Source organism: Corynebacterium vitaeruminis DSM 20294 (assembly GCF_000550805.1).
Lineage (GTDB): Bacteria > Actinomycetota > Actinomycetes > Mycobacteriales > Mycobacteriaceae > Corynebacterium > Corynebacterium vitaeruminis.
Window position 1 is genome coordinate 2,001,096 of record NZ_CP004353.1, and the last position, 22,837, is coordinate 2,023,932.

A 22,837-nucleotide genomic window follows, 5' to 3' on the forward strand; every position below is an offset into this window, starting at 1 on the left:
CGGCACGGCGGCCATCCGGGCCTTTTGCACCCGGATTTTGCTCTCAGCGAACCTTCATAACGATACGAGCACGGGTTAGCGAAAAGCGCAACGGTTCGTCCATACTATTAGCCATGACGATGTTGACGGTCGGAGACGTACTAGAGGGACGCTACAAAATCGAGGCACCCATTGCCCGTGGCGGAATGTCCACCGTCTACCGCTGCATCGATCTGCGCCTGGGGCGCAACGTCGCCGCCAAGGTGATGGACGACCGCTACGTCGACGACCCCATCTTCCGCCAGCGCTTCAAGCGCGAGGCGCGCTCCATGGCCCAGCTCAGCCACCCGCAGCTGGTCGGCGTCTACGACTTCTCCTCCACCGGCGAGCACATCTTCCTCATCATGGAGCTGATCACCGGCGGCACCCTGCGCGAGCTGCTCGCCGAGCGCGGCCCCATGCCCCCGCATGCCGCCGCGGCCGTCTTGTCGTCTGTGCTCACCGGCCTCGACGTGGCCCACCGCGCGGGCATGGTCCACCGCGACATCAAGCCGGACAACGTGCTCATCAACGGCGACCACCAGGTCAAGCTCGCCGACTTCGGCCTCGTGCGCGCCGCCTCGGCGTCGCCCGCTACGAGCAACCAGATCGTGGGCACCGTCTCCTACCTGTCGCCGGAGCAGGTCTCGGGCGCCGACATCACCCCGGCTTCCGACGTCTACTCCGCGGGCATCCTCCTGTTCGAGCTGCTCACGGGCACGACCCCGTTTAGCGGCGACTCCCAGCTGGCGCACGCCTACGCCCGCCTCGACAGCACGGTGCCCGCGCCGTCGAGCCGCATCGACGGGGTGCCCAAGCTCTTCGACGAGCTGGTCGCCACCGCCACCGCGCTCGACCCCGCCGAGCGCTTCGCGGACGCTGGCGAGTTCCTCAGCGCGCTCACGGACGTCTCCCGAGAGCTTCAGCTGCCGCCGTTCCAGGTGCCGGTGCCGATGAACTCCGCCGCGCATCGCGCCTCGGAGGGGCTAAGCCCCGCGACCTCGCAGACGGATCTGCTCACCACCGACATCCCGCGCTCGCCCGAGGAGGGGGTCTCCCCCACCGCCCGCACGGAGCTCTTCCAGGAGACCCCGCCCGCGAGCGAGACCCGCCAGTTCACGCCGCCGACCTCGCTCTTCCCCGAGGCCGCGGCGCCGCTCCCGCAGCCGCCGGTGACACAGCCGCCGGAGGCCCGGGTCCCGGAGCCGGTCGAGCCCGAGCGCGGCGCGCCGAAGGTGAGCAACCGCGGCAAGGCGGGGTTTGCCGTCTGGCTAGTCACCGTGCTCGTCTTCACGGTCGCCGTCGCGATCGGCGCCTGGTGGTTCGGCTCCGGTCGCTACGGCGAGATCCCGCAGGTACTCGGCATGGACCAGATCCAGGCCGTCGCCGCCGTCGAGGAGGCGGGATTTAGCACGCAGACCTCGAGCGTCTACAGCGACGACGTCAAGGAGAACCTCACCGTCGGCACCGACCCCGCCTACGGCGACCGTGCTGTGAAGGGCGACCCGGTCACCGTCCTCGTGTCGCTGGGCAAGCCCACCGTCCCGGATGTCCCCTCCGACCGCTCGCTCGACACCTATCAGCAGCTGCTAGACGAGCGCACCCTGACGCTCAGCACAGGCGAGCAGCAATACTCCGACACCGTCCCCACCGGCGGCATTGTCAGCGTCAGCCCGTCCGCGGGGCAGACCGTCTCGACGGGCTCGGCCGTCACCGTGCACACCTCCAAGGGCGCGGCACCGGTCACCGTCCCCGACGTCGAGGGGCTGTCGCAGGCGCAGGCCACCTCGCAGCTGGAGAAGCTGGGGCTGAAGGTCACCACCTCCGAGCAGTTCTCGAACAAGGCGGCCAAGGGCGACGCGTTTGGCACCGACCCGGTCGCGGGCACGAGCCTGCCCAAGGGGTCCTCGGTGACGCTCAACATCTCCACCGCCGTGGAGATCCCCGATCTCACCGGCAAGACCCAGAAGGAGGCGACGGCCGCGCTGGCCGCGGCGGGGCTAAAGGTCGGCGACGTGAGCACCTCCACCACCGCCACCGGTTCGAAGGCCGACCAGGTCGCCTCCACCTCCCCGGAAGCGGGCTCGCTGGTCGATTCGGCGCAGACCTCGGTCAACCTGGTGCTGGTGGGCAAGGTGGAGGTCCCCAACGTCATCGGCAAGACCGTCAAGGACGCCAAGGCGGCGCTGACCGCGGCCGGGTTCACCGTCAAGGTCTCCGGTTCTGCCAGCGCGAACGCCCGAGTATACTGGCAAAGCCCTATGAGCATCGGGGCGACCAACGCGAACGAAGGAACTGAGGTAACCATCCGTGCCCGCTCTTAAGACCCCACCGGCCAGCGCCAAGCCCTCCGGGCTCGGCACGATCGGGGCCATCATCGGCGGCGTCGCCTCCGTGCTCTTCATCCTCTGGCTGCTGCGCGGCGACAACTCCTTCCTCACCTACCTCCTCGACGTCGACGTCTACCGCCTCGGCGCCAAGGAGTTCCTGGGTGGCGGAAACCTCTACGATCAGTCCTTCCACACCCGGCTGATCGACCTGCCGTTCACCTATCCGCCGTTCGGCGCGCTGTTCTTCGCCCCGCTGGCGTTGCTGCCCCAGACGGCGGTGCAGGTGATCATCATCGCCTTGTCCGCGCTGTGCCTGTGGGCCTCGGTCGCCGCGGTGCTCTCCCACTACGGCCAGGCCCGCCCCTGGGTGGAGGCGCTGTGGGTGGTCCCCTTCGCCCTGGTCAGCGAGCCGGTGCGCGCCACCTTCGAGTTCGGACAGATCAACCTGGTGCTCATGGCGCTGGTCATCGCCGACGTCACGGGCGTCTTCCGCCGGCTTCCCCGCGGCGTGCTGGTCGGCATCGCCGCAGCCATCAAGCTCACCCCCGCCTACTACGGCCTCTACTACCTCGCACGCCGGGATTGGAAGGGCGTGGCCGGCGTGATCGGCGGCTTCCTCGGCGCCACCTTCTTGGCCTTCCTCATCCACCCGCACACGACGATCCAGTACTTCACCGCGGTGCTCTTCGACAACGGGCGCATCGGCAACCTCGAGTACGCCATGAACGTCTCGCTCTCCGGCCTCAACGCCCGCATCAGCGCCGACACCCGGCTCATCTGGCTGGTGGCCACGGTCATCGTCACCGTGCTCGTGTACTTCTCGGCGCGCTCCGCGCACAAGGCCGGGCAGGACTTCCTCGCCTTCATCGTCGTGGCGCTGGGCTGCCTGTGCGTCTCCCCGGTGAGCTGGTCCCACCACTGGGTGTGGCTGGTTCCCGCCGCGATCGCGCTCTACTTCACCCGCCACTACGTGCTCGCCGCGTGGGCGATACTCATGACCTACTTCCTTGACTTCCACGCGCTGCTGCCGCGCGACCACCAGGTCGAGATGAGCTGGAACTGGTTCGAGCAGCTGCTCGGCCTGCACTACGTGCTCTACGCGCTTGTGGTCATCGTCGTGGTCATGGTCCGTCCCGTGGGCGCTGGCCGTAGGCGTCGATAAGCACAAAGCAAACGAGCCTCCGTTCCTGTGAAAGGATGGAGGCTCGTTTTTTATGCGTCTAGTTGCGCAGCATCTCCGCGACGAGGAAGGCCAGCTCCAACGACTGCTGGGTGTTCAGGCGCGGGTCGCAGGCGGACTCGTAGCGGCCCGGCAGGTCGACGTCGGTGATGTCCTCGGCGCCGCCCAGGCACTCGGTGACGTTCTCGCCGGTCAGCTCGATGTGGATGCCGCCCGGGTGGGTGCCCAGCGCGCGGTGGACTTCGAAGAAGCCCTGCACCTCGTCGATGACCTTGTCGAAGTGGCGGGTCTTGTAGCCGTTCGACGCGGTGAAGGTGTTGCCGTGCATCGGGTCGGACTGCCAGATGACCTTGTGGCCGGACGCCTCGACGGCCTGGACGATGCCCGGCAGCACGGTGCGGATCTTATCGTGGCCCATGCGTGCGACCAAGGTCAGGCGGCCCGGCTCGAAGTTGGGGTCGAGCTTCTCGGCGTAGGCGACGGCCTCCTCCGGGGTGACCGTCGGGCCGATCTTGAGGCCGATCGGGTTGGCGATCATCGCCGCGAAGCTGACGTGGAAGTCGTCGATGCCGCGGGTGCGCTCGCCGATCCACAGCTGGTGCGCGGACAGGTCGTAGAGCTCGGTGTTGCCCTCCTCGTCCTGGGCGAGGCGCAGCATGGCGCGCTCGTAGTCGACCAGCAGCGCCTCGTGGGAGGCGAAGATGTCGGCGGAGCGCAGGGTCTCGTCGGAGACGCCGCAGGCGTTCATGAACTGCAGGCCGCGCTCGATCTCCTTGGCCAGCGCCTCGTAGCGCGCGCCCGCCGGGGAGTTGGAGACGAACTCGCGGTTCCACTCGTTGAGCCGGCTGAGGTCGGCGGTGCCCGAGGTGGTCAGCGCGCGGACCAGGTTCATGGCGGCGGACGCGTTGGCGTAGGCGCGGATCATGCGGGCTGGGTCGTGCTTGCGGGCCTCCGGGGTGGCCTCGACGCCGTTGACGATGTCGCCGCGGTAGTTCGGCAGGCCGTTGGCATCCAGATCCTGGGAGCGCGGCTTGGCGTACTGGCCGGCGATGCGAGCCATCTTAACCACCGGGGTGGACGCGCCGTAGGTGAGCACGACGGCCATCTGCAGCAGCGTCTTGATGTTGGCGCGGATGTGCGGCTCGGTGTTGGACTCGAAGGTCTCGGCGCAGTCGCCGCCCTGCAGCAGGAACGCCTTGCCGTTGGCCACGTCCGCCAGCTGCTTCTTCAGCACGCGGATCTCGGGCGCGACCACGATCGGCGGGACCGACTCGAGGATCTTGCGGACGTTTTCTGCCGCCGCAGTATCCCAAGAAGGCTGCTGCTTTGCGTCGCGCGAAATGACATCTTCAAACTGCTTCTGCAGATCACCTGGCAGCGGTGGAAGATCTGGAAGTGCTTCTTTAGGGATATCTACTGTCCAACTCACACCCTTATATTTAGCATGAGTTATTGACCCCGCAATAATTTATAAGGGGAAAATACCGCTAGCGGCGCGCCCGATTGTTCCTATCCAGGGGCAGGTGTTGCATGCAGACGCGGAATTTCTGCAGGTTGTGCCGGGCGTCCACGAGCGCGTCGTGGTTGCCGTCGGGCACCTCCGGAAGGGAGGGGCGCCCGGCCATCTCCCAGTATTGCTTGAGCTCGCGGGTGTAGCGGGGAAGCTTTTTCGGTAGCCCCGCCATGTCTCCCCACAGCTGCGCGAGCACCACGTGGTCGTAGGCGCCGACCCAGGCCCACAGCTCGGGGCGGGCGTGCCCGTGGCTGACGAACTCGAGCACCTCCCCGCGGATGGCGTCGAGCGACTTCCACGCGCGGTCGGAGGGGTTGGGCAGCTTGCTCAGCACGTTCTCGCGCACCCAGCGGCTGGCGCGCGCATGGTCGGCGTCGGTGGACACTGCGTAGTACTCGCGCCCGTCCTCGGCGACGATGCCGATGGATACGAGCTCGATGGTCTCGCCATCTTCTATGAACTCGGTGTCATAGAAATACCGCATGCGTCCCGTCTTTCTTGCTTTTGCTTGTCGACGCCCACCGCCATCTCGCGTGATCGCGCCGAGGGGAGGGAACGCGGGCTGCGGCTTCGGCCGCCCGCCTGTCGACCCCCCATGTTACGCAGCGGGCCTATGGGCTGGCCCCATGAGGTCACTCTAAGTCGGTCTCGCGCGAGGGGATGCGGGCCGGGCGCATGGCGGCGCGAAGGTTGTATTGCGCGGACTCGACGAGCGGAGCGATCGCCGGCGGCTTCATGGTCCAGCCCAGCACCGGGGTCTTCTGGACCGCGTGCATGACCAGTCCCCCGGCGAAGGCGATGGGGATGCACACCATGACCCAGTAGCCGGTGGTGTCCACGAGCCGGTCGGCGGTCAGCGCAAAGCCCTCGTCGCGGTAGCGGAAGAAGAACCCGAACACGGCGGTCAGCGCGAGCTGGTGGCCGATGTAGATCTGCAGGGTGTGGCGGCCGATGAACCCGATGCCCTTACCCAGCAGCGGGACGTAACCGAGGAACACGGCAACCGAGACCGCCAGCGGCAGGAACAGCAGCGAGGAGACGATGTTGGTCGTGTCCTTCCACGGGCCCTCGGGCGCGTGCAGCAGCGAGTAGCCCATCCACAGCCCAGCGGCGGCGATGAACATGGCGAAGGGGTGAAACGCGTTCTGGGCGAAGTTCGCGATGTGCGGGCGCAGGAGCGCGCCGAGCAGGAACGGCGGCAGGTAGCAGAGGTACTTGATGAGGAAGGGCAGGTAGGGGTGCCCCACGAGCCCCGCGAGCGCCGGCAGGTGCTCCTGCGTCCACGGCGAGAGCAGCAGGCCGGGGCCGAGAACGGAGACGGCGACGATAACGTAGCTCACCCACACCGGCGCGAACTTGGTCGCCCACAGGATCACGGTGAACGCGATGAGCGCGTGGAGGAACCAGTAGATGCCCTGGCCGGTGAGGACGGCCTCGACGTAGTCCTTGCGGATCGGGAAGGCCTTCTCGTAGGCGTAGTGCAGCTCTGCGGCCTTCAGCCAGCGCTCGATGGGGGTCCAGAAGACGAAGGGCACGGCGAGAAGCCACAGCCGCTTGGTGCACAGCTCCACGAAGCTCATGCGCAGCACCTTCACCGCGAAGAACCCGGAGACGAGGAAGAACAGCGGCATGCGCAGCGGGGCGAACTCGTCGTTCATCTTGTGCAGGGCGGTCTCGGTGCCGTAGGGCACGGCCATTCCCACGTGGAGGATGAGGACACCGATGATGGAAAGCCCCCGGGAGACGTCGGGCCACGACAGCCTTTCCTTCACCGCGACCCCTCTCCTGCGCCATCAATCGAACCAACTTAGCGTATACAAACTTAAGGGTTCTTAAAAGTAAGGCAACGCTAAATAGTACCCCTGCGCTGGTGTTTTCCGGTAGGGAAAGTGAATCCCTCTACAGACTCTTCCTTTTCTCTCAGAAAGCGCCGGGCCTAGGCCTCCGGCAGCCCCTCGCCGGCCTCCAGCGCCTTCTTCACATCGGAGGCGTAGAGGTCGACGTAGTCCTGTCCGGTGAGCCGGGCCAGCTCGTGCATGACGTAATCGGTCAGCGCGCGCGGCGCCTCGCGCCCCTCGGGGTCGAGCCCCTTCTCCTTCACGAAGGCGAGCGGATCAATCGCTTCCCCGATGCGGATGCGCACCTTGGCCGGGCGCGGCACGACGGTCCCGATGGGGTTGGCGTCGCGGGAGCCGATCATCGCGACCGGCACGACCGGGACGCCCGTCTTCAGCGCGAGGCGAGCCATGCCGGTGCGACCGCGGTAGATGCGGCCGTCCGGCGAGCGGGTTCCCTCCGGGTAGATGCCGAACAGGTCCCCCTTGTCGAGCACGCCCGTGCCGGCGTTCATGAGGACCTGGCCCGCGTCCCCGGAGGTGCGGTCGAGCGGGATCTGGCCCACGGAGGTGACAAAGAACCTCTGGATAGCGCCCGTGAGGCCGGTCCCCGTGAAGTACTCCTGCTTGGCGGGGAAGGTGATCTGGCGCGGGCACAGCAGCGGCAGGTAGAAGGAGTCCATGACCGCCTGGTGATTGGAGGCGAGGATCGCTGGCCCCTGGGTAGGTATGTTCTCCAGCCCCTCGATCTCCGGCCGGTTGTACACGCGAAGCGCCGGGCCGATCAGGATGGACTTGAAGAACCAATACCATTTGTTATTCATCAGAAGCGATCCACTTTCGGCTGTGTCCGGGTGAGGGGTGGGGATTTAGCACACTGCCACGCGCTGGCGGGCCAAATCGGCTACGCCAATCATACCCGCATCGGCCCCCAGTTCCGCGCAGGCGACGCGAGGAAGCGGGCGATAACCAGACCCCACGATGTTTTCCGCCATGTGGGCTACGGCGGCGTCGAGGTAGAGGTCTGCCGACTTGGACACTCCCCCACCTAGGAGGATGAGCCCGGGGTCTAGCACGTCGGCGACGATGGCGAGCCCACGGCCCAGCCACATGGCGAAGTCGTCGACGACCTTGAGCGCCAGCTCGTCGCCGCAGCGCGCGGCCTCCATGATGTTCTTGCCCGTAAGTTCCCCGCGCTTTTCGAGCTCGCGCAGGGCGCTCGGTCCGGCCCACTCCGCGAGCATCTCGCGGCCGGTTTCCTCGACCGCCGTGCCGGAGCAGTAGCGCTCGAGGCAGCCGCGCTTGCCGCAGGCACACTCCCGCCCGCCGGGGACCATGGTGAGATGCCCGAACTCCGGGGCGGTGCCGAACGCGCCGCGGTAGATGGCCCCCTCGTTCATCAGGGTGGCTCCGATGCCCGTGCCGAGCGCGAAGAGCACCCAGTTGTCGTTGCCGCGGGCGGCGCCAAAGCGGTACTCGCCCCACGCCGCGGCGTTGGCGTCGTGCTCCACCTTCACCGGCAGCCCGAGCGCCTGCTCGAGCTCCGCGCGCACCCGCCGGTCGCGCCACGGCAGGTGCGGGGCGAAGCGGACGATTTCACACTCGGGATCGAGAAAGCCAGCGACGGCGAGTCCCACCGCCTCCACGCGGTGCTTGGCCGCGAGGGCGTCGACAAGCGATGCAATGCCAGACTCGAGCGCCTCGGCCGTGCGCGGGGTGGGAACCGACTGGGAATCGACGATGTCGCCCGTGCTGGTCACCGCGGCAGCGCGCATGTTGGTACCGCCGATATCGAAACCGACGGTCACCGACTTGGGGCCTTCCAGCATGCGAGTCCTGCCTTTTCTACCGATTTTCACGCCGTGCACTTCAACGCGGCAGGCGCTGAGAAATTCCCAGCATTAACCCATAAAGTCTAGCAAGGCAATGACCGAATACTTACTTTCGGGTTAATTCACGGATAACACATCGCGCAGACGCTTGCCCATGATCTCCCACGTCCAGCGCTTTTCGACGTTCCTACGGCCGGCCATGCCCATCTGCCGCGCGGCGGCTGGGTCCGACAGTATCCTCTTGAGCGCGTCTGCGATGGCCTCGACGTCGTTGCCGCGAACGACGACGCCGCTTTCCGGCGTGACCGTCTCCGGCGCCCCGCCCGAGTCACCCGCGAGCACGGGGATGCCGCACGCCTGCGCCTCGAGGTAGACGATGCCGAGCCCCTCGACGTCGAGCCCCTTCCCGCGGGTGCGCGCGGGCATGGCGAAGACGGTGGCGGCTTGCATGGCCTTCTTCATGACGTCGTCGTCGACGCGCCCGAGGAAGCTCACAGGATCCTCTAGCCCTTGGGCCAGCTCCCTCAGACGCTTCTCGTAGCTTCCGCCGCCGACGAGGACCAGCTGGGCGTTGGGGAAGGCCCGGAGGACCTCCGGGAGGGCCTCTATGAGCCGATCCTGGCCCTTGCGGGGCACCAGCCGGGAGATGCAGACGATGAAGGGCCCCTCCCCTTCCCAGCCGAGCTCCGAGCGCAGCCGCTCCCGCTCTTCCTCGGCGACGGGCACGAAGTCGGTGACGGAGACGCCAGACGGCAGGTGCACGAATTTGCGGCGCCCGCCGAATGCCCTGGCGAAGCGTCCGAGCGTGTACTCGGCGATGTAGGTGATGGCGTCGCAGTCGCGGCCGATGATCTTCAGGGCCTGACGGGCGCCGGGGAGCATCGACCATCCCACCTCGTGCCCGTGGGTGGAGGCCACCACGCGCTTGGCGCCGGCCTTCTTGGCCCAGGACGCCATGAGGGCGAGCGGCGCCGAGGCGCCGAACCAGACGGTGTCGATCTTTTCCTCGCGGATAATCTCCTGCATCCGCCGCGCGGTGGCGAGGGTGGGAAGCATCATCTTTACCGGCCAACGGATCACCTTGTAGGGCTGGCGGGCGTCCCACGCCCTGGCTGCCTCCGCGTCTTGCACCGAGGCGAAGACCACGAGGTCCTCGGCGGGCAGGGTGTCGACGAAGTCGCGCAGATACGACTGAATTCCACCCAGTGTGGGCGGAAAGTCATTGGTTACGAGCAGAACGCGGGTCATACGAAGAATGTACCAAGGAAAAACCCGCCACCTGAGGACAGGCGACGGGTTGAGCGCGTTGCGTTCTTAAAAGCGAACCGCGTTGTAGATGGGCATGCTGCTCATCGGGGCCTCAGACAGCGGGGTGCCCTCGGTGACGGCGTGGATGACGTTGCCGTTGCCAGCGTAGATGCCCACGTGGGACGCGCCGGAGTAGAAGGAGACGATGTCACCCGGCTGGAGCTGATCCAGCGGAACCGGGGTGCCCTGCGCGGCCTGCGCGTAGGAGGTGCGCGGGATGGCCTTGCCAACCTGCGCGTAGGCCCAAGAGGTCAGGCCGGAGCAGTCGAAGGCGTTGGGGCCGGTAGCGCCCCACACGTACGGGGAGCCGATCTTCGAGCGTGCTGCATCCACGATGGCCTGGCCGGTGGAGTTGTTGGAGGACGGGTTGACGACTGCATTAAAGTTGTCAACGATGCCCTGCCCGGAGAGGGAAGGAATGAACTGCGAAGCATTGGGGACGTTCTCGATGCCTGGAACGTCAACGCTGACGTTGGTGCCCGGAACTACAACCTCTGCAGCCTGAGCCGGGGTAGCCAGGGCGGCCGCGGAACCAACCAGGACTGCGGAAGCAGCGGCGGTCTTGCGGGCGGTGAACTGACTACGGCGACGGTGCTTAGCCACGAATGAATCTCCAAACTGTGTTGCGCCTCCGCCCCGGCGATCCGGAGCGTCCAAGGTCAGTATCTGGAAACTGCACCAGACTTGGCCTCGACTAGGCTTTTCGATTTTCTTCTTGACGTAACGACTGCGGTTGGTCGCTTTTGAATGTCTCGATTAGGTTACGAAACAATCCCCCGGGCTGTCCACTTTTCGGTTCCGTAATCATGTCGTTATGAAGTCGTTACTTAAAGAAGATGAACTTTCCTGAGAAGTTCTCATTTTGTGACCAAACCGCAATCATTCGCAGCCATTTCCCATAATTCCCCAAGCTACCTGCGGAAATAATTGAACTCTAATGTCGATATTTTCGCGCCTGAGGTTTATCTTTGACGTCACCAAACACGTTATCTGAGTACCGTGTGATTCGTGTTACTTTTTAGAATTGGTGGGATTCACACAGCGAACGGCGGCCCGCGAACATCATGAAACGTGAAAGGTGTTAATTCCTGTGGTTTCCTGCTTTCGGTTGTCTCGCGGAGCTTAAGAATGGAACTTGGGACGTTCCGAATACTTGAGTAGGCCCGTCGGGTGCGCGGCTATTCCTATATATAAGGGTGTCTCGCCTTTGGCGTCGACAAGCAGAAAACCCGCTACGGTCCCTTGCGGGCGTAGCGGGCTTCGCGAGCGCTAATTGGGGTCTTTACAGACCGTTCTCCTCGTCCTTGGCGCGGTTAGCGCGGTTGAGGTTGTCGAGCATCTCCGCTTCCTCGCGGTGATTCTCGTGCTCGATCTCTGCAGCCTTGGCTGCGATCTCCGGGGAATCCGGCGTGAAGGCGGATCCACGACCCGGGGAACCGGAGAAGCCGAGCTGGTTCATCTGCTTCGGGACAGCGGCGCCAGCGTACGGCAGCGGCACTGCGTGTCCGTGCTCGTCAACCGGGCCGAGCGGCTGGTGAACCTCGATGAAGGCACCGTTCGGCATGATCTTGATGATACCGGTCTCGATACCGTGCTCGAGGACCTCGCGGTCGGAGCGCTGGAGGCCGATGCAGATGCGGTAGGTGATGAAGTAGGCCAGCGGCGGCAGGATGATGAGTCCGATGCGGCCGACCCAGGTCATGGCGTTCAGGGAGACCTGGAAGTGGTAGGCGAACAGGTCGTTACCACCGGAGAGGGTCAGCAGGTTGAAGAACACCAGACCCATGACACCCAGCGAGGTACGAACCGGCACGTCGCGCGGGCGCTGCAGAATGTTGTGGTGAGCATCGTCGCCGGTGATCTTCTTCTCGATGAACGGGTAGGAGATCAGCAGGACGACCATGACGATGGCCAGCAGGGCAACCCAGAACACGCCCGGGATGGTGTAGTGGCCGAGGTAGAGCTCCCACGCCGGCATGACACGGGCGGCACCGTCAGTCCACAGCATGTAGATATCCGGCTGGGAACCAGCGGAGACCTGAGCCGGGTTGTACGGGCCAAGCATCCAGATGGCGTTGATGGTGGTGAGACCAGCCATGAGCGCCAAGACACCAGCGGTGACCAGACCGAAGGCGGCGGCCTTCAGACCGAACAGCGGCAGAATGCGAACGCCGATGACGTTGTTCTCGGTGCGGCCCGGTCCAGGCAGCTGGGTGTGCTTCTGGTACCAGACCAGAGCGAGGTGAGCTGCGATGAGGCCCAGGATGATGCCCGGGATGATCAGCACGTGCGCGATGTAGAAGCGGTCCAGCATGAGGTCGGACGGAAAGTCGCCGCCGAACATCAGCCAGTGCAGCCAGGTGCCGATGATCGGCAGGCCGACCACGATGGCGGACATGATGCGGAGGCCGACGCCGGAGAGCAGGTCGTCCGGCAGCGAGTAACCCATGAAGCCCTCGGCCATGCCCAGGAACAGCAGCACGCAGCCGATGATCCAGTTGGCCTCACGCGGGCGGCGGAACGCGCCGGTGAAGAAGATGCGCAGCATGTGCACGGTCATGGAGACCATGAACATCAGCGCTGCCCAGTGGTGCATCTGGCGGATGAACAGTCCGCCGCGAACCTCGAAGGAGAGGTTCAGCGCGGTCTCGTAGGCGCGAGACATCTCCATGCCGTTGAGCGGCAGGTAGGCGCCATCGTAGATGACCTTGGTGATGGACGGGTCGAAGAACAGGGTCAGGTAGACACCGGTCAGCAGCAGGATGATGAAGCTGTACAGTGCGATCTCACCGAGCATGAAGGACCAGTGAGTCGGGAAGACCTTGTTGATCTGGCGGCGAATACCCGCGGCGGCGGTGTATCGCGAATCAATGTTGTTGCCGATTTCGGCGAGTTTAGTGCTCATTAGGACTTACGCTCCCAGAATGCCGGGCCGACAGGCTCAATGAAGTCGCCTGCAGCAACGAGGTAACCCTCTTCGTCAACGGTGATCGGCAGCTGTGGCAGAGCACGGGCAGCCGGACCGAAGACTGGCTTGCCCCAACGCAGAGCATCGAACTGCGACTGGTGGCACGGGCACAGGATGCGGTTGGTCTGGGCCTCGTAGAGGGAGGTCGGGCAACCGATGTGCGTGCAGATCTTTGAGTAGGCGTAGTAGTCGCCGTAGTGGAAGTCCTCCTGGCCCTCGCGCGCGACGGCCTTGGCGGCGTCCTCGGAGCGCAGGCGGATCAGCATGACAGCATTACGAGGTCCGTGGATGGAGTGCATGTGCTCCTCGTAGACGTCTGCTTCCTTGTTGTACTTGTCTCCGTCGTTGACCAGATCCTCGGGCAGCGGGAAGACCGTCTCCATGGCGGCGGCGGACAGATCCTCGGGGCGCATGCGCACGAGGCGGGTCACGCCCTGGGTGGTGTAGTGCTCGCCGGTGGAGTTCTCTTCCTTCTCAGCAAGCGTGCCGGTGTCGCGACCGAGGTAGAGCTTCACACCCTTGCGGGAGCTCAGCGCCCAGCCGGAGGTCCACAGGGTGCCGTCACCCTGGATGCCCAGAGCGCCAGCCTTCCACGGGTTCTTGATCATGCCGCCGAGCGGGGCGATGACCACGAGGCCCGCGAGGACACCACCGACGCCGAGCAGGGACTTCAGGACCTTACGGCGGCCGAGGGTGGAGGTCTCCCAGGAGTCGTTCAGCAGGGCGACGATGGTGCGGCGGTCGACCTCGTCGGACGGGCCGTCGTGGCGGCGCTGAACCGCGATCTCCTCGGGCATGATCGTCTTGATGTAGATGATCACGGCGAAGGCGAGGCTCAGAATGGCCAGGCCGGCGGTGATGCCGAGGAACGGGGTGTACAGGGTGTAGGTCCACAGGCCTTCGTCGCCGAGGCCCTTGTACTTCCACGGCCAGAACAGGTAGATGGCCAGGAAGGCGACCGCGGCGACAATGCCGATGGCCAGCCAGACGCCAACCTTGCGGGCGGCGCGCTTCTCAGCCGGATCGTTGTCGATCGGGAAGCGCTCCTTGCGGTAGGCAACCGTCACGTCGTCGAGCTCGGTGCCCAGGCGGGCCAGCTCGTCGTTGCTCATCGCAGCAAGCTGCTTATCGGTGTACTTCATTTCGTTTGAATTGCTCATGAACGGGATCCAATCCAGAGTGCAGCGGCCACGAGGACCACGATGCCGACCAACCAAGCGAACATACCCTCAGCCACGGGGCCGAGGCCGCCGAGGCTCCAACCGCTCGGGCTGGGGGTTTCCTTTGCCGACTTGATGTAGGCGATGATGTCCTTCTTCTCGTCAGCGGACAGCTGGCGATCGGAGAACTTCGGCATGTTCTGCGGGCCGGTGAGCATGGCCTGGTAGATCTCCTGTTCGTTGGCAGGATCCAGGACAGGGGCGTACTTACCACTGGAAAGCGCGCCGCCACGACCGGTGAAGTTGTGGCAGGAAGCGCAGTTCAGGCGGAAGAGGTCGGAACCACGGGCAACGTCGGCCGGGTCGATGTTGCCGTCGTAGTTGGCGCCGCGGAGGGAGTCCATCGCGACCGTGCCGTCGGCGTTGGTGACGATCTCTGGTCCGCCACCGTTTGCCTGGACGTACGCTGCCAGAGCGAGGGTCTGAGCCTCGGAGTAGCGCGCAGTCTTACGCTTTGCCTGTGCCTCGTTGCGCAGCATCGGCATGCGGCCGGAGTGAACCTGGAAGTACACTGCGCCCGAGCCCACGCCAATCAGGGAAGGACCACGGTCCTGCACGCCCTGCAGGTTTGCACCGTGGCAGGTGATACAAGCGACGTCGTAGAGATCCTTACCTTCTTGGACAAGAGCCTGCTCGTCTTTCTGAGCGGTTGCGACCTGTGCGTCAGGGGTAACCGCATTGACGATGATGCCCGCGCCGGTCAAGCCGAACGCGAGGGCCATGGCGCCGGCGACGGTACGACGCACCTTGCGGCGGTTTCGCACCTTCTTCGCCTGCTTGGCCGACACGGTCTCCTCGACCATTGCGGGGGTTTGAGGGTTGTTATCCATCATTTTCCTTATGTCTCGTTGCGGAAAGTGAAGGGCTGTAGGCCGGAGCATGTGCCCAGGCCGCTACGGCCTACTGAATGAAGTAAATGGTGATGAAGAGTCCGATCCAGACAACGTCAACGAAGTGCCAGTAGTAGGACACAACCATTGCCGCGGTCGCCTGTGCCGGGGTGAACTTCGATTTGCTGATTCGCAGGATGACCACCACGAAGGCCAGAACGCCGGCAAGAACGTGTGCCGCGTGGAAGCCGGTGGTGATGAAGAACGTCGAGCCGTACACGCTGCTCGGGATGGTCATTCCCTCGCGGATCAGGTTTGCATACTCGTATGCCTGACCGACAAGGAAGGTCGCACCCAAGAGAACGGTGAGGCTGAACCAGCGACGCAGTCCGAATACGTCGCCGCGCTCTGCTGCGAAAACGCCAAGCTGTGCGGTAAAGGAAGAGGACACCAGGATGATGGTGACCACGAGGGCGTATGGAACGTTGAGGTGCTCAGCACCTTCCTTCCACGAGCCGTTTCCAATGCCATTCGCACGCGAAGTGAAGTACATCGCGAACAAGCCGGCGAAGAACATCAATTCCTGAGACAGGAACACAATCGTGCCGACACTGACCATATTCGGACGGTTCAGTGCCGCAACACGTTGTGGTGCTGCCATATCTTTGTTTCCAATTGCGCTCGTCACGCTATCTAGTATGACGGTTCGACCTGCGTAAGTCACCTCATGCCCCCCTTGCTATCAAAGGTTGGATTTGCCAATTTCACAACGTTGACCTTCGGAAATTCGCCCCAGATTCCTTCGCCACCCTAGGGAACTAATGGCCTCGTTCATCCGACGAGGCGTTTACGCAGGTCATTCCACCCCCATGGCAACCCCATTTCAAAAAACGGGTCACGGCCCCTAAATCGCTCGATTCAATAGGTCAGCCCACGCCGAAAATTGCACGCTGTTTGATGAGAGTTATCTCACAATCGCGCATCCGCAATTTTCGCCCTATCAAACTTTAGTTTGACCTAGCCTTACCTGCGGTTTTGGCCTTTCACAGCCACTTCCACCCCCAAGGAAAAGTTTTCGGCATTTTCCGCATCGGCGGGAACTTTTTTATAGCCCCCTCCGACGCACAGCCTTGGCCGTCGAAAAGCAACCGTCACAGTGACGCCAGCGCCACCCCTATTAGGGGACGCGAAAAACCCAGGCGCAACACCGCTGGGGTGCCGCACCTGGGTTATCAGACGCGCTGTGAAGCCTAGGGAATGTCTCCCCGACTATGAAACTAGTGCTTTTCCTTCGGGAGGCCGTACTGCAGGTTCAGCATGGTGGTCGACCAGATGAGCAGGATTGCGCCCATGGCGATCAGCCAGTAGTGCAGGTAGATGATGCCCAGCCCCAGAACGAGGACGGACATGCTCATCGCGAACGGCCAGATGGAGCTCGGGCTGAAGAAGCCCAGGGTGCCCGCGCCGTCCTGAATCTCCGCCTCTTCCCAGTCCTCGGGAAGAACGTCGATGCGCTTGTCGGTGAAGTGCAGGTAGCCGCCGAGCATCAGAGCCAGCAGGGTGGCCAGGATCATCGAGACGCCGCCGGCCCACTCGAAGTTGTAGGAACCGCCGCCCGCGCGGTGCAGGTTTCCGGAGTCCTGGACGTACATGGTGCCGAAGAAGTAGATCGCAGTCACGATAGCCAGGAACACGGCCATCGAGTACATGATCTTGGAAGTTGCTCTCATTGTATGTAAACCTCTTCCCTTATCTCTTAAGCGGCTGCGCCGTTGTTGTCGACCGAGTTAGCACCATCGCGGGTGTTGGTACGGTCGGAGTTGAATGGGCTGGTGGAGGTCGCGTACGGAGCCTCGCCGATCTGCTTCAGTGCGTCGGAGTTCGGAAGCTCCGGGTTGGCGTTGCGGATCTCCATGTACTGCTTGAACTTCTCCGGGCTCACGACGCGGATCTCGAAGTTCATCATCGCGTGGTAGGTACCACACATCTCAGCACAGCGGCCGACGAAGGCGCCTTCCTTTTCGATCTTCTCGATCTGGAAGCTGCGCTGCTGCTTGTTGGCCTCCGGGTGGTTGTAAGCGTCGCGCTTGAACAGGAACTCCGGGACCCAGAAGGCGTGGGAGACGTCAGCGGAAGCGAGGTCGAACTGGATCGGGGTGTTCGACGGGAGGACGAGGACCGGAACCTCCTCGGTGGTGCCGAGGGTCTCGATCTTGTCGAAGCGAAGGTAGGAGACATCCGACTTGGAGTAGCCGTTGATCGGGTTCTCGCCGTTCGGATCCTCCTTGGTGGCCTCTGCGTCCGCCTGGCGCTCCTCGTCGATGCCCTTGTACTCCGAGCCGGTGGGGCTCAGATCGGCGGCGACGTTCTGGTAACCGAACTTCCAGTTCCACTGGTAGGCGGTCACGTCGACGGTCACCTTCGGGTTCTTGTCCATCGCGGTGACCTTGTCCTGGGTCTGAACCGTGAAGAAGAACAGGGTCATGACGATGATGATCGGGACGATGGTCAGGACCAGCTCGAGCGGAATGTTGTACTGGGTCTGGCGCGGGAACTCGCCCTTGCCGGCCTTCTCGGCGCGCTTGGCGCTCCAAGCAAACATGCCGTAGATGAACAGGCCCCACATGATGAAGCCGATGATCCAGGCGGTAACCCAGACCCACACCCAGAAGTTGTACATGGCGGTCGCCTCGGGCGTAATGCCCTCCGGCCAACCAAATGCCAAGGCCTTGCCCAGCACGCCACCCGGTGCTTCGACGTCACATCCTGCAAGGGCGAGGCCACCGAAACCAAGGACACTGCCGAGCAGTGCCTTACGGCCCAAGCCACGCTTCTGCTGCTGTTTCACGCGCGTCTGCCTTCCTTTAAACACTAGATTCTTCAAGACTTTCTGAAATATCCATGGCGTCGCATGAGACATTCTCAAATAGCCACGTCTAAATAGGGAGAATAGCGCATGAACGGCCCGTTTCCTTAACTATTTCTCCCCCTCCATCCACCCATTAACGCCCCTAGAACTGCTAAAACATGACCGTTTGGGGCACTACTAGGGTGTTTAGCCCACATCGCTGCGCGGCCGTGTAACCCATCTCACAGTAGAATCGTCCTGTATCAACCTTATGGATACCCACAGCACCAACCAAGGTCACCCCCTTACCTAAAAGGGCAGCTCACGGTGGTTTTTTTCGCTTTTCGACGCTCCGAAGGCGGGCTGCCCCTTCCCCGAGGGGCTAAGCGCCGGGCTTGCGTCTCATCGCACATATGCGTCGGGCGTGGCCGTTTCCTGCACCCACGTGTCGGGCGAGTAGCCTAGTAGCAATGCGCCACCGCGCACCCTTATTAGTATTCACTCGCCAGTATGAAAGAGAGAAGGCCTCACCACATGTGCGGACTCCTTGGATTCCTTAGCGCTGACGGCAACGCCTCGCAGTTCACCGCTTCCATCGAAAAGGCTTTGCCATGCATGCGCCACCGCGGACCGGACGAGGCCGGAACCTGGCACGACGACGACGCCGTTTTCGGCTTCAATCGACTCTCCATCATTGACCTGGAGCATTCGCACCAGCCGTTGCGCTGGGGTCCCGAGGGCGAGCCCGACCGCTACGCCATGACCTTCAACGGCGAGATCTACAACTACGTCGAGCTGCGCAAGGAGCTGCAGGAGGCTGGGTACACCTTCAACACCTCCGGCGACGGCGAGACCATCGTCGTGGGCTACCACCACTGGGGTGCCGACGTCGTGCGCCACCTGCGCGGCATGTTCGGCTTCGCCATCTGGGACACCACGGAGCGCCAGCTCTTCCTGGCCCGCGACCCCTTCGGCATCAAGCCGCTCTTCTTCGCCACCACCGAGGCCGGCACCGCGTTTGCCTCCGAGAAGAAGTGCATCCTCGAGATGGCCGAGGACATGGGTATCGACCTCAGCCTTGACCGCCGCGCCATCGAGCACTACGTCGACCTCCAGTACGTGCCCGAGCCGGAAAGCCTCCACGCCGGCATCCGCCGCCTCGAGTCCGGCTGCACCGCCACCGTCACCCCCGGCGGCGAGCTCAAGCAGACCCGCTACTTCCGCCCCCAGTTCCCCGCGCAGAAGGTGGCCAAGGGCACCGAGCAGGAGCTGTTCGACCGCATCGCCCGCGCGCTCGAGGACTCCGTCGAGAAGCACATGCGCGCCGACGTCACCGTCGGTTCATTCCTCTCCGGCGGCATCGACTCGACCGCGATCGCCACCCTGGCCAAGCGCCACAACCCGAACCTGCTCACATTCACCACCGGCTTCGAGCGCGAGGGCTACTCCGAGGTCGACGTCGCCGCCGAGTCGGCCGCCGCGATCGGGGTCGAGCACATCGTCAAGATTGTCTCCCCCGAGGAGTACGCCGACGCCATCCCGAAGATCATGTGGTACCTGGACGACCCGGTGGCCGACCCCTCGCTGGTCCCGCTGTTCTTCGTTGCCCAGGAGGCGCGCAAGCACGTCAAGGTGGTGCTCTCCGGCGAGGGCGCCGACGAGCTGTTCGGCGGCTACACCATCTATAAGGAGCCGCTGTCACTGGCGCCGTTCGAGAAGATCCCGACCCCGCTGCGCCGCGGGCTAGGCCAGCTGTCCAAGGTGCTCCCCGAAGGCATGAAGGGCAAGTCGCTGCTCAACCGCGGCTCGATGACCATGGAGGAGCGCTACTACGGCAACGCCCGTTCCTTCAACTTCGACCAGATGAAGCGGGTCATCCCGTGGGCCAAGCAGGAGTGGGATCACCGCGACGTGACCGCCCCCATCTACGCGCAGTCGAAGAACATGGACCCGGTCGCGCGCATGCAGCACCTAGACCTGTTCACCTGGATGCGCGGCGACATCCTGGTCAAGGCCGACAAGATCAACATGGCGCACTCGCTCGAGCTGCGCGTGCCCTTCCTCGACCGCGAGGTGTTCAAGGTCGCCGAGACGATCCCGCATGATCTCAAGATCAGCCACGGCACCACCAAGTACGCCCTGCGCAAGGCCATGGAACAGATCGTCCCCGCCCACGTCCTCCACCGCAAGAAGCTGGGCTTCCCGGTGCCGATGCGCCACTGGCTCGCTGGCGACGAGCTCTTCGGCTGGGCCCAGGATCAGATCAACGCCTCCCAGACCGACGACATCTTCAAAAAGACCGCCGTCATGGAGATGCTCAACGAGCACCGCAACGGTGTCAGCGACCACTCCCGCCGCCTGTGGACCGTGCTCGCCTTCATGGTCTGGCACGGCATCTTCGTGGAAAAGCGCATCGATCCGGGCATCGAGCAGCGCGACTACCCGGTCTACCTCTAAGGCCATGCCCGCCGCACGATCGGCGCGCGGGGACGCCCTCTTCCACGCCACCGCGGCGGTTGTGGTCGCGGTGGCCGTGGGTATCGCGACCTGCCTGGTCAAGAAGTGGCTGGTCGCGCCCGCGGTCGGTTATTCGGCCGGCGCGCTCGTCTATCTGATCGCCGTGTGGCGGTCGGTCGACGGCATGGACGCCGACACCACCCGCGAGCATGCCGGCGGCGAGGTCCCCTCGACCGCGTTCCGGCAGGCGGTGGTCATCGTCTCCACGGTTTTGGCCATCGCCTCGGTGGTCCTGCTCATCATCGACAGCCACGGCGGGGACCTCTACCGCACCGCCACCCGCGCGCTGCTGGGGCTGGCCGTGGTCGCCATCGCTTGGGCGCTCGTGCACACCATCTTCATGCTGCGCTACGCGTGGTGCTACTACGACGAAAACCCTGGGCTCGACTTTAACCAGAAGGATCCCCCGAGCTACCGCGACTTCGCCTACGTCTCCTTCTCCATCGGCACCACGGCGGGCATTACCGACGTCGTGGTCACCGACCCCGAGATGCGGCGCATCGTCTTCGTCCACAGCCTCTACAGTTTCCTGTACAACACCGTCATCACGGCCAGCCTCATCAACGTGTTGGTCTCCCTGTTCTAGGCACGCGCAAAGCCCCAGTGAAAACACTGGGGCTTTTAGGCCTTGGTCGTCGAAAAGCGGCAGCGACCTAGTTGAAGGAATCGCCGCAGGCGCACGACGAGCTGGCGTTCGGGTTATCGATGGTAAAGCCCTGCGACTCGATGGTGTCCGCGAAGTCGATGCGGGCGCCTGCCAGGTAGGGCACGCTCATCTTGTCGACGACCAGGCGCACGCCGCCGACCTCATCGACCTTGTCGCCGTCCAGGTCGCGATCGTCGAAGTAAAGCTGGTAGCGCAGGCCAGCGCAGCCACCCGGCTGAACGGCGATGCGCAGGGACAGGTCATCGCGGCCTTCCTGCTCCAGCAGAGCCTTCGCCTTGGCTGCAGCGGCCTCGCTCAGGATCACGCCGGTGTTGGTTGAAGGTGCGGTCATTATCGCTTCTCCTCAGGAAAATAAGGGTGTATCGAACTCAATTTGTGCCACCACTCTAGCAGCATCCGGGCAGCTGGCCCATTTACCGATTCAACTATGCCTGCCCTAAATCTATTCCCACCCGATTCCGGTCACGCCATTGTCCCCGCCCACCTTACGCCTTGGTAGCCTTGAGGGCGTGAATGATGCCAATCAGAAAGACAACGTAGACAACGCTTCTGCCTCGGAGAAGCACTCGAAGGCCTACACCCCGAAGAAGGGCCACGCGACCCCCAGCCGCAAGCAGGCGCAGGCCGCCAGCGGTGCGTTCGAGGCACGCTTCTCCACCGCCGAGTCCTACGGCGAGAGCCGCAAGAAGCGCAAGGAGCTCAAGGCCTCCATGAGCGACGAGGAGTGGAAGCAGTACAAGGCGGACCAGAAGGAGGCCCGCCGCAAGCAGCAGCAGGCCGCGCAGGCCGCGATGGACCGCGGCGAGGAGAAGTACCTGCTACCGCGCGACAAGGGGCAGGAGAAGCGCTTCATCCGCGACTTCGTCGACGCGCGCCGCTACCTCAACAACCTGGTGATGCCGTTCGCGATCATCCTGCTGGTGCTGCTGTTTATCGGGCAGAAGCAGCAGACGCTGGGTGCTGCGGTCTCCATGGTCGCGATGGTCATCATGATCGTGCTGTTCATCGAGGGCGTCTACCTCGGCCGCAAGGCGTCTCGCGCCGCGAAGGCGAAGTACCCCCACACCACCGAGTCCGGCTTCAGCCTGGGCTTCTACGCCTACGGGCGCGCGACCCAGCCGCGCCGCTGGCGCACGCCGAAGCCGCGCGTGGAAATCGGCGACAAGGTCGAATAAGGTGCGCACGCTCGTCCTCGGCGGGGCTAGGTCCGGCAAGTCCTGCTTCGCCGAGGAACTCGTGGGAGATGCCTCGTGCGTGTACGTGGCGACGGCCAGGCCGTATTCCGGCGAGTTCGACGCGGACTTCGCCGAGCGCATCCGCCACCACGTGCAGCGCCGCCCCGCGCGCTGGGTAACCGAGGACGCCCGCGACGTCACCGAGGTGCTTTCCTCGCTGCGCGGGCGCACGGAGCCGCTCACGGTCTTGGTCGACGACCTGGGCACGTGGGTGACCCACCTGATCGACCGCCGCGGCGGCTGGGCAGGTCCCCGGGGGCAGCTCGCGGGCGCGTTCGACGCCCTGCTCGAGGCCATCGCCGCGCTGCCCTCCTGCGTTGACCTCATCGTGGTCTCCCCCGAGGTGGGGATGGGCATCATCCCCGAGCACCACGCGGGCAGGCTGTTTCGCGACGAGATCGGCACCCTCAACCAGCAGGTTGCGGGGGTGTGCGAGCGCGTCGAGCTCGTCGTCGCGGGGCAGGCACTATCGTTGAAGCGTTGAGGCGTACCCGCCCCGTTAATTGAATCACTAGTCGTAAATAAGGAAGCCCGTT

Annotated in this window: 20 protein-coding genes; 6 read left to right on the forward strand and 14 right to left on the reverse strand. The window is 64.1% G+C overall.

Annotated elements, in window-relative coordinates:
* Window positions 1-113: 113 nt before the first annotated feature.
* Both pknB and B843_RS09140 read left to right on the forward strand, forming a co-directional pair.
* Window positions 114-2,342 (forward strand): Stk1 family PASTA domain-containing Ser/Thr kinase, encoded by a 2,229-nt coding sequence (gene pknB / locus B843_RS09135; RefSeq protein ID WP_025253210.1) that lies wholly within the window; start codon window positions 114-116, stop codon window positions 2,340-2,342.
* Window positions 2,329-3,510, forward strand: coding sequence for a glycosyltransferase 87 family protein (locus tag B843_RS09140; protein WP_025253211.1), 1,182 nt, complete (start codon window positions 2,329-2,331; stop codon window positions 3,508-3,510). Before pknB ends, B843_RS09140 begins: the two co-directional genes overlap by 14 nt.
* Before the next feature lie 58 nt (window positions 3,511-3,568).
* Here B843_RS09140 and B843_RS09145 read toward each other — a convergent pair whose 3' ends face one another.
* From B843_RS09145 to ctaC, 13 genes are all read right to left on the reverse strand, one after another.
* Window positions 3,569-4,957: a class II 3-deoxy-7-phosphoheptulonate synthase gene (locus B843_RS09145; protein WP_025253212.1), complete on the reverse strand. Its 1,389-nt coding sequence runs from the start codon at window positions 4,955-4,957 to the stop codon at window positions 3,569-3,571.
* A gap of 58 nt (window positions 4,958-5,015) precedes the next feature.
* Window positions 5,016-5,525, reverse strand: coding sequence for a polyadenylate-specific 3'-exoribonuclease AS (locus tag B843_RS09150; RefSeq protein WP_025253213.1), 510 nt, complete (start codon window positions 5,523-5,525; stop codon window positions 5,016-5,018).
* A 148-nt stretch (window positions 5,526-5,673) separates the two neighbouring features.
* Window positions 5,674-6,813: an acyltransferase family protein gene (locus tag B843_RS09155; protein WP_025253214.1), complete on the reverse strand. Its 1,140-nt coding sequence runs from the start codon at window positions 6,811-6,813 to the stop codon at window positions 5,674-5,676.
* 164 nt (window positions 6,814-6,977) lie between these two features.
* Window positions 6,978-7,700 carry a lysophospholipid acyltransferase family protein gene (locus B843_RS09160; RefSeq protein ID WP_025253215.1) on the reverse strand — a complete coding sequence of 241 codons (723 nt, stop codon included), beginning with the start codon at window positions 7,698-7,700 and terminating at the stop codon, window positions 6,978-6,980.
* A gap of 45 nt (window positions 7,701-7,745) precedes the next feature.
* Window positions 7,746-8,705 carry an ROK family glucokinase gene (locus tag B843_RS09165; RefSeq protein WP_025253216.1) on the reverse strand — a complete coding sequence of 320 codons (960 nt, stop codon included), beginning with the start codon at window positions 8,703-8,705 and terminating at the stop codon, window positions 7,746-7,748.
* A gap of 120 nt (window positions 8,706-8,825) precedes the next feature.
* Window positions 8,826-9,956 (reverse strand): glycosyltransferase family 4 protein, encoded by a 1,131-nt coding sequence (locus B843_RS09170; protein WP_025253217.1) that lies wholly within the window; start codon window positions 9,954-9,956, stop codon window positions 8,826-8,828.
* 66 nt (window positions 9,957-10,022) lie between these two features.
* Entirely contained in the window at window positions 10,023-10,619 is a 597-nt protein-coding gene (locus B843_RS09175; protein ID WP_025253218.1) for a C40 family peptidase, read from the reverse strand.
* Window positions 10,620-11,298: 679 nt separating this feature from the next.
* On the reverse strand, window positions 11,299-12,921 hold the full coding sequence (gene qcrB, locus B843_RS09180) for a cytochrome bc1 complex cytochrome b subunit (protein WP_025253219.1): 1,623 nt from the start codon (window positions 12,919-12,921) through the stop codon (window positions 11,299-11,301).
* Complete coding sequence (gene qcrA / locus B843_RS09185; protein ID WP_025253220.1) at window positions 12,921-14,144, reverse strand: cytochrome bc1 complex Rieske iron-sulfur subunit; 1,224 nt, start codon at window positions 14,142-14,144, stop codon at window positions 12,921-12,923. Before qcrA ends, qcrB begins: the two co-directional genes overlap by 1 nt.
* Window positions 14,141-15,037, reverse strand: a complete 897-nt coding sequence (gene qcrC / locus B843_RS09190) for a cytochrome bc1 complex diheme cytochrome c subunit (protein ID WP_025253221.1) — start codon at window positions 15,035-15,037, stop codon at window positions 14,141-14,143. Before qcrC ends, qcrA begins: the two co-directional genes overlap by 4 nt.
* Before the next feature lie 67 nt (window positions 15,038-15,104).
* Entirely contained in the window at window positions 15,105-15,722 is a 618-nt protein-coding gene (gene ctaE, locus B843_RS09195; RefSeq protein WP_155895135.1) for an aa3-type cytochrome oxidase subunit III, read from the reverse strand.
* Window positions 15,723-16,311: 589 nt separating this feature from the next.
* Window positions 16,312-16,764, reverse strand: coding sequence for an aa3-type cytochrome oxidase subunit IV (gene ctaF / locus B843_RS09200; RefSeq protein WP_025253223.1), 453 nt, complete (start codon window positions 16,762-16,764; stop codon window positions 16,312-16,314).
* Between the two features lie 26 nt (window positions 16,765-16,790).
* Window positions 16,791-17,882 carry an aa3-type cytochrome oxidase subunit II gene (gene ctaC / locus B843_RS09205; RefSeq protein ID WP_025253224.1) on the reverse strand — a complete coding sequence of 364 codons (1,092 nt, stop codon included), beginning with the start codon at window positions 17,880-17,882 and terminating at the stop codon, window positions 16,791-16,793.
* A gap of 534 nt (window positions 17,883-18,416) precedes the next feature.
* Between ctaC and asnB the strand changes: the two genes are divergently transcribed.
* Together asnB and B843_RS09215 are read left to right on the forward strand one after the other, a co-directional pair.
* Window positions 18,417-20,339: an asparagine synthase (glutamine-hydrolyzing) gene (gene asnB, locus B843_RS09210; RefSeq protein ID WP_025253225.1), complete on the forward strand. Its 1,923-nt coding sequence runs from the start codon at window positions 18,417-18,419 to the stop codon at window positions 20,337-20,339.
* 4 nt (window positions 20,340-20,343) lie between these two features.
* Complete coding sequence (locus B843_RS09215; RefSeq protein ID WP_025253226.1) at window positions 20,344-20,985, forward strand: DUF1345 domain-containing protein; 642 nt, start codon at window positions 20,344-20,346, stop codon at window positions 20,983-20,985.
* Between the two features lie 67 nt (window positions 20,986-21,052).
* On the opposite strand, the gene B843_RS09220 is transcribed toward B843_RS09215, so the two are convergent.
* Window positions 21,053-21,397 (reverse strand): HesB/IscA family protein, encoded by a 345-nt coding sequence (locus B843_RS09220; protein ID WP_025253227.1) that lies wholly within the window; start codon window positions 21,395-21,397, stop codon window positions 21,053-21,055.
* A 178-nt stretch (window positions 21,398-21,575) separates the two neighbouring features.
* Here B843_RS09220 and B843_RS09225 point away from each other — a divergent pair, with 178 nt between their 5' ends.
* Together B843_RS09225 and B843_RS09230 are read left to right on the forward strand one after the other, a co-directional pair.
* Window positions 21,576-22,241, forward strand: coding sequence for a DUF3043 domain-containing protein (locus B843_RS09225; protein ID WP_025253228.1), 666 nt, complete (start codon window positions 21,576-21,578; stop codon window positions 22,239-22,241).
* Window position 22,242: 1 nt separating this feature from the next.
* Window positions 22,243-22,785: a bifunctional adenosylcobinamide kinase/adenosylcobinamide-phosphate guanylyltransferase gene (locus B843_RS09230; RefSeq protein ID WP_025253229.1), complete on the forward strand. Its 543-nt coding sequence runs from the start codon at window positions 22,243-22,245 to the stop codon at window positions 22,783-22,785.
* Window positions 22,786-22,837 lie beyond the last annotated feature (52 nt).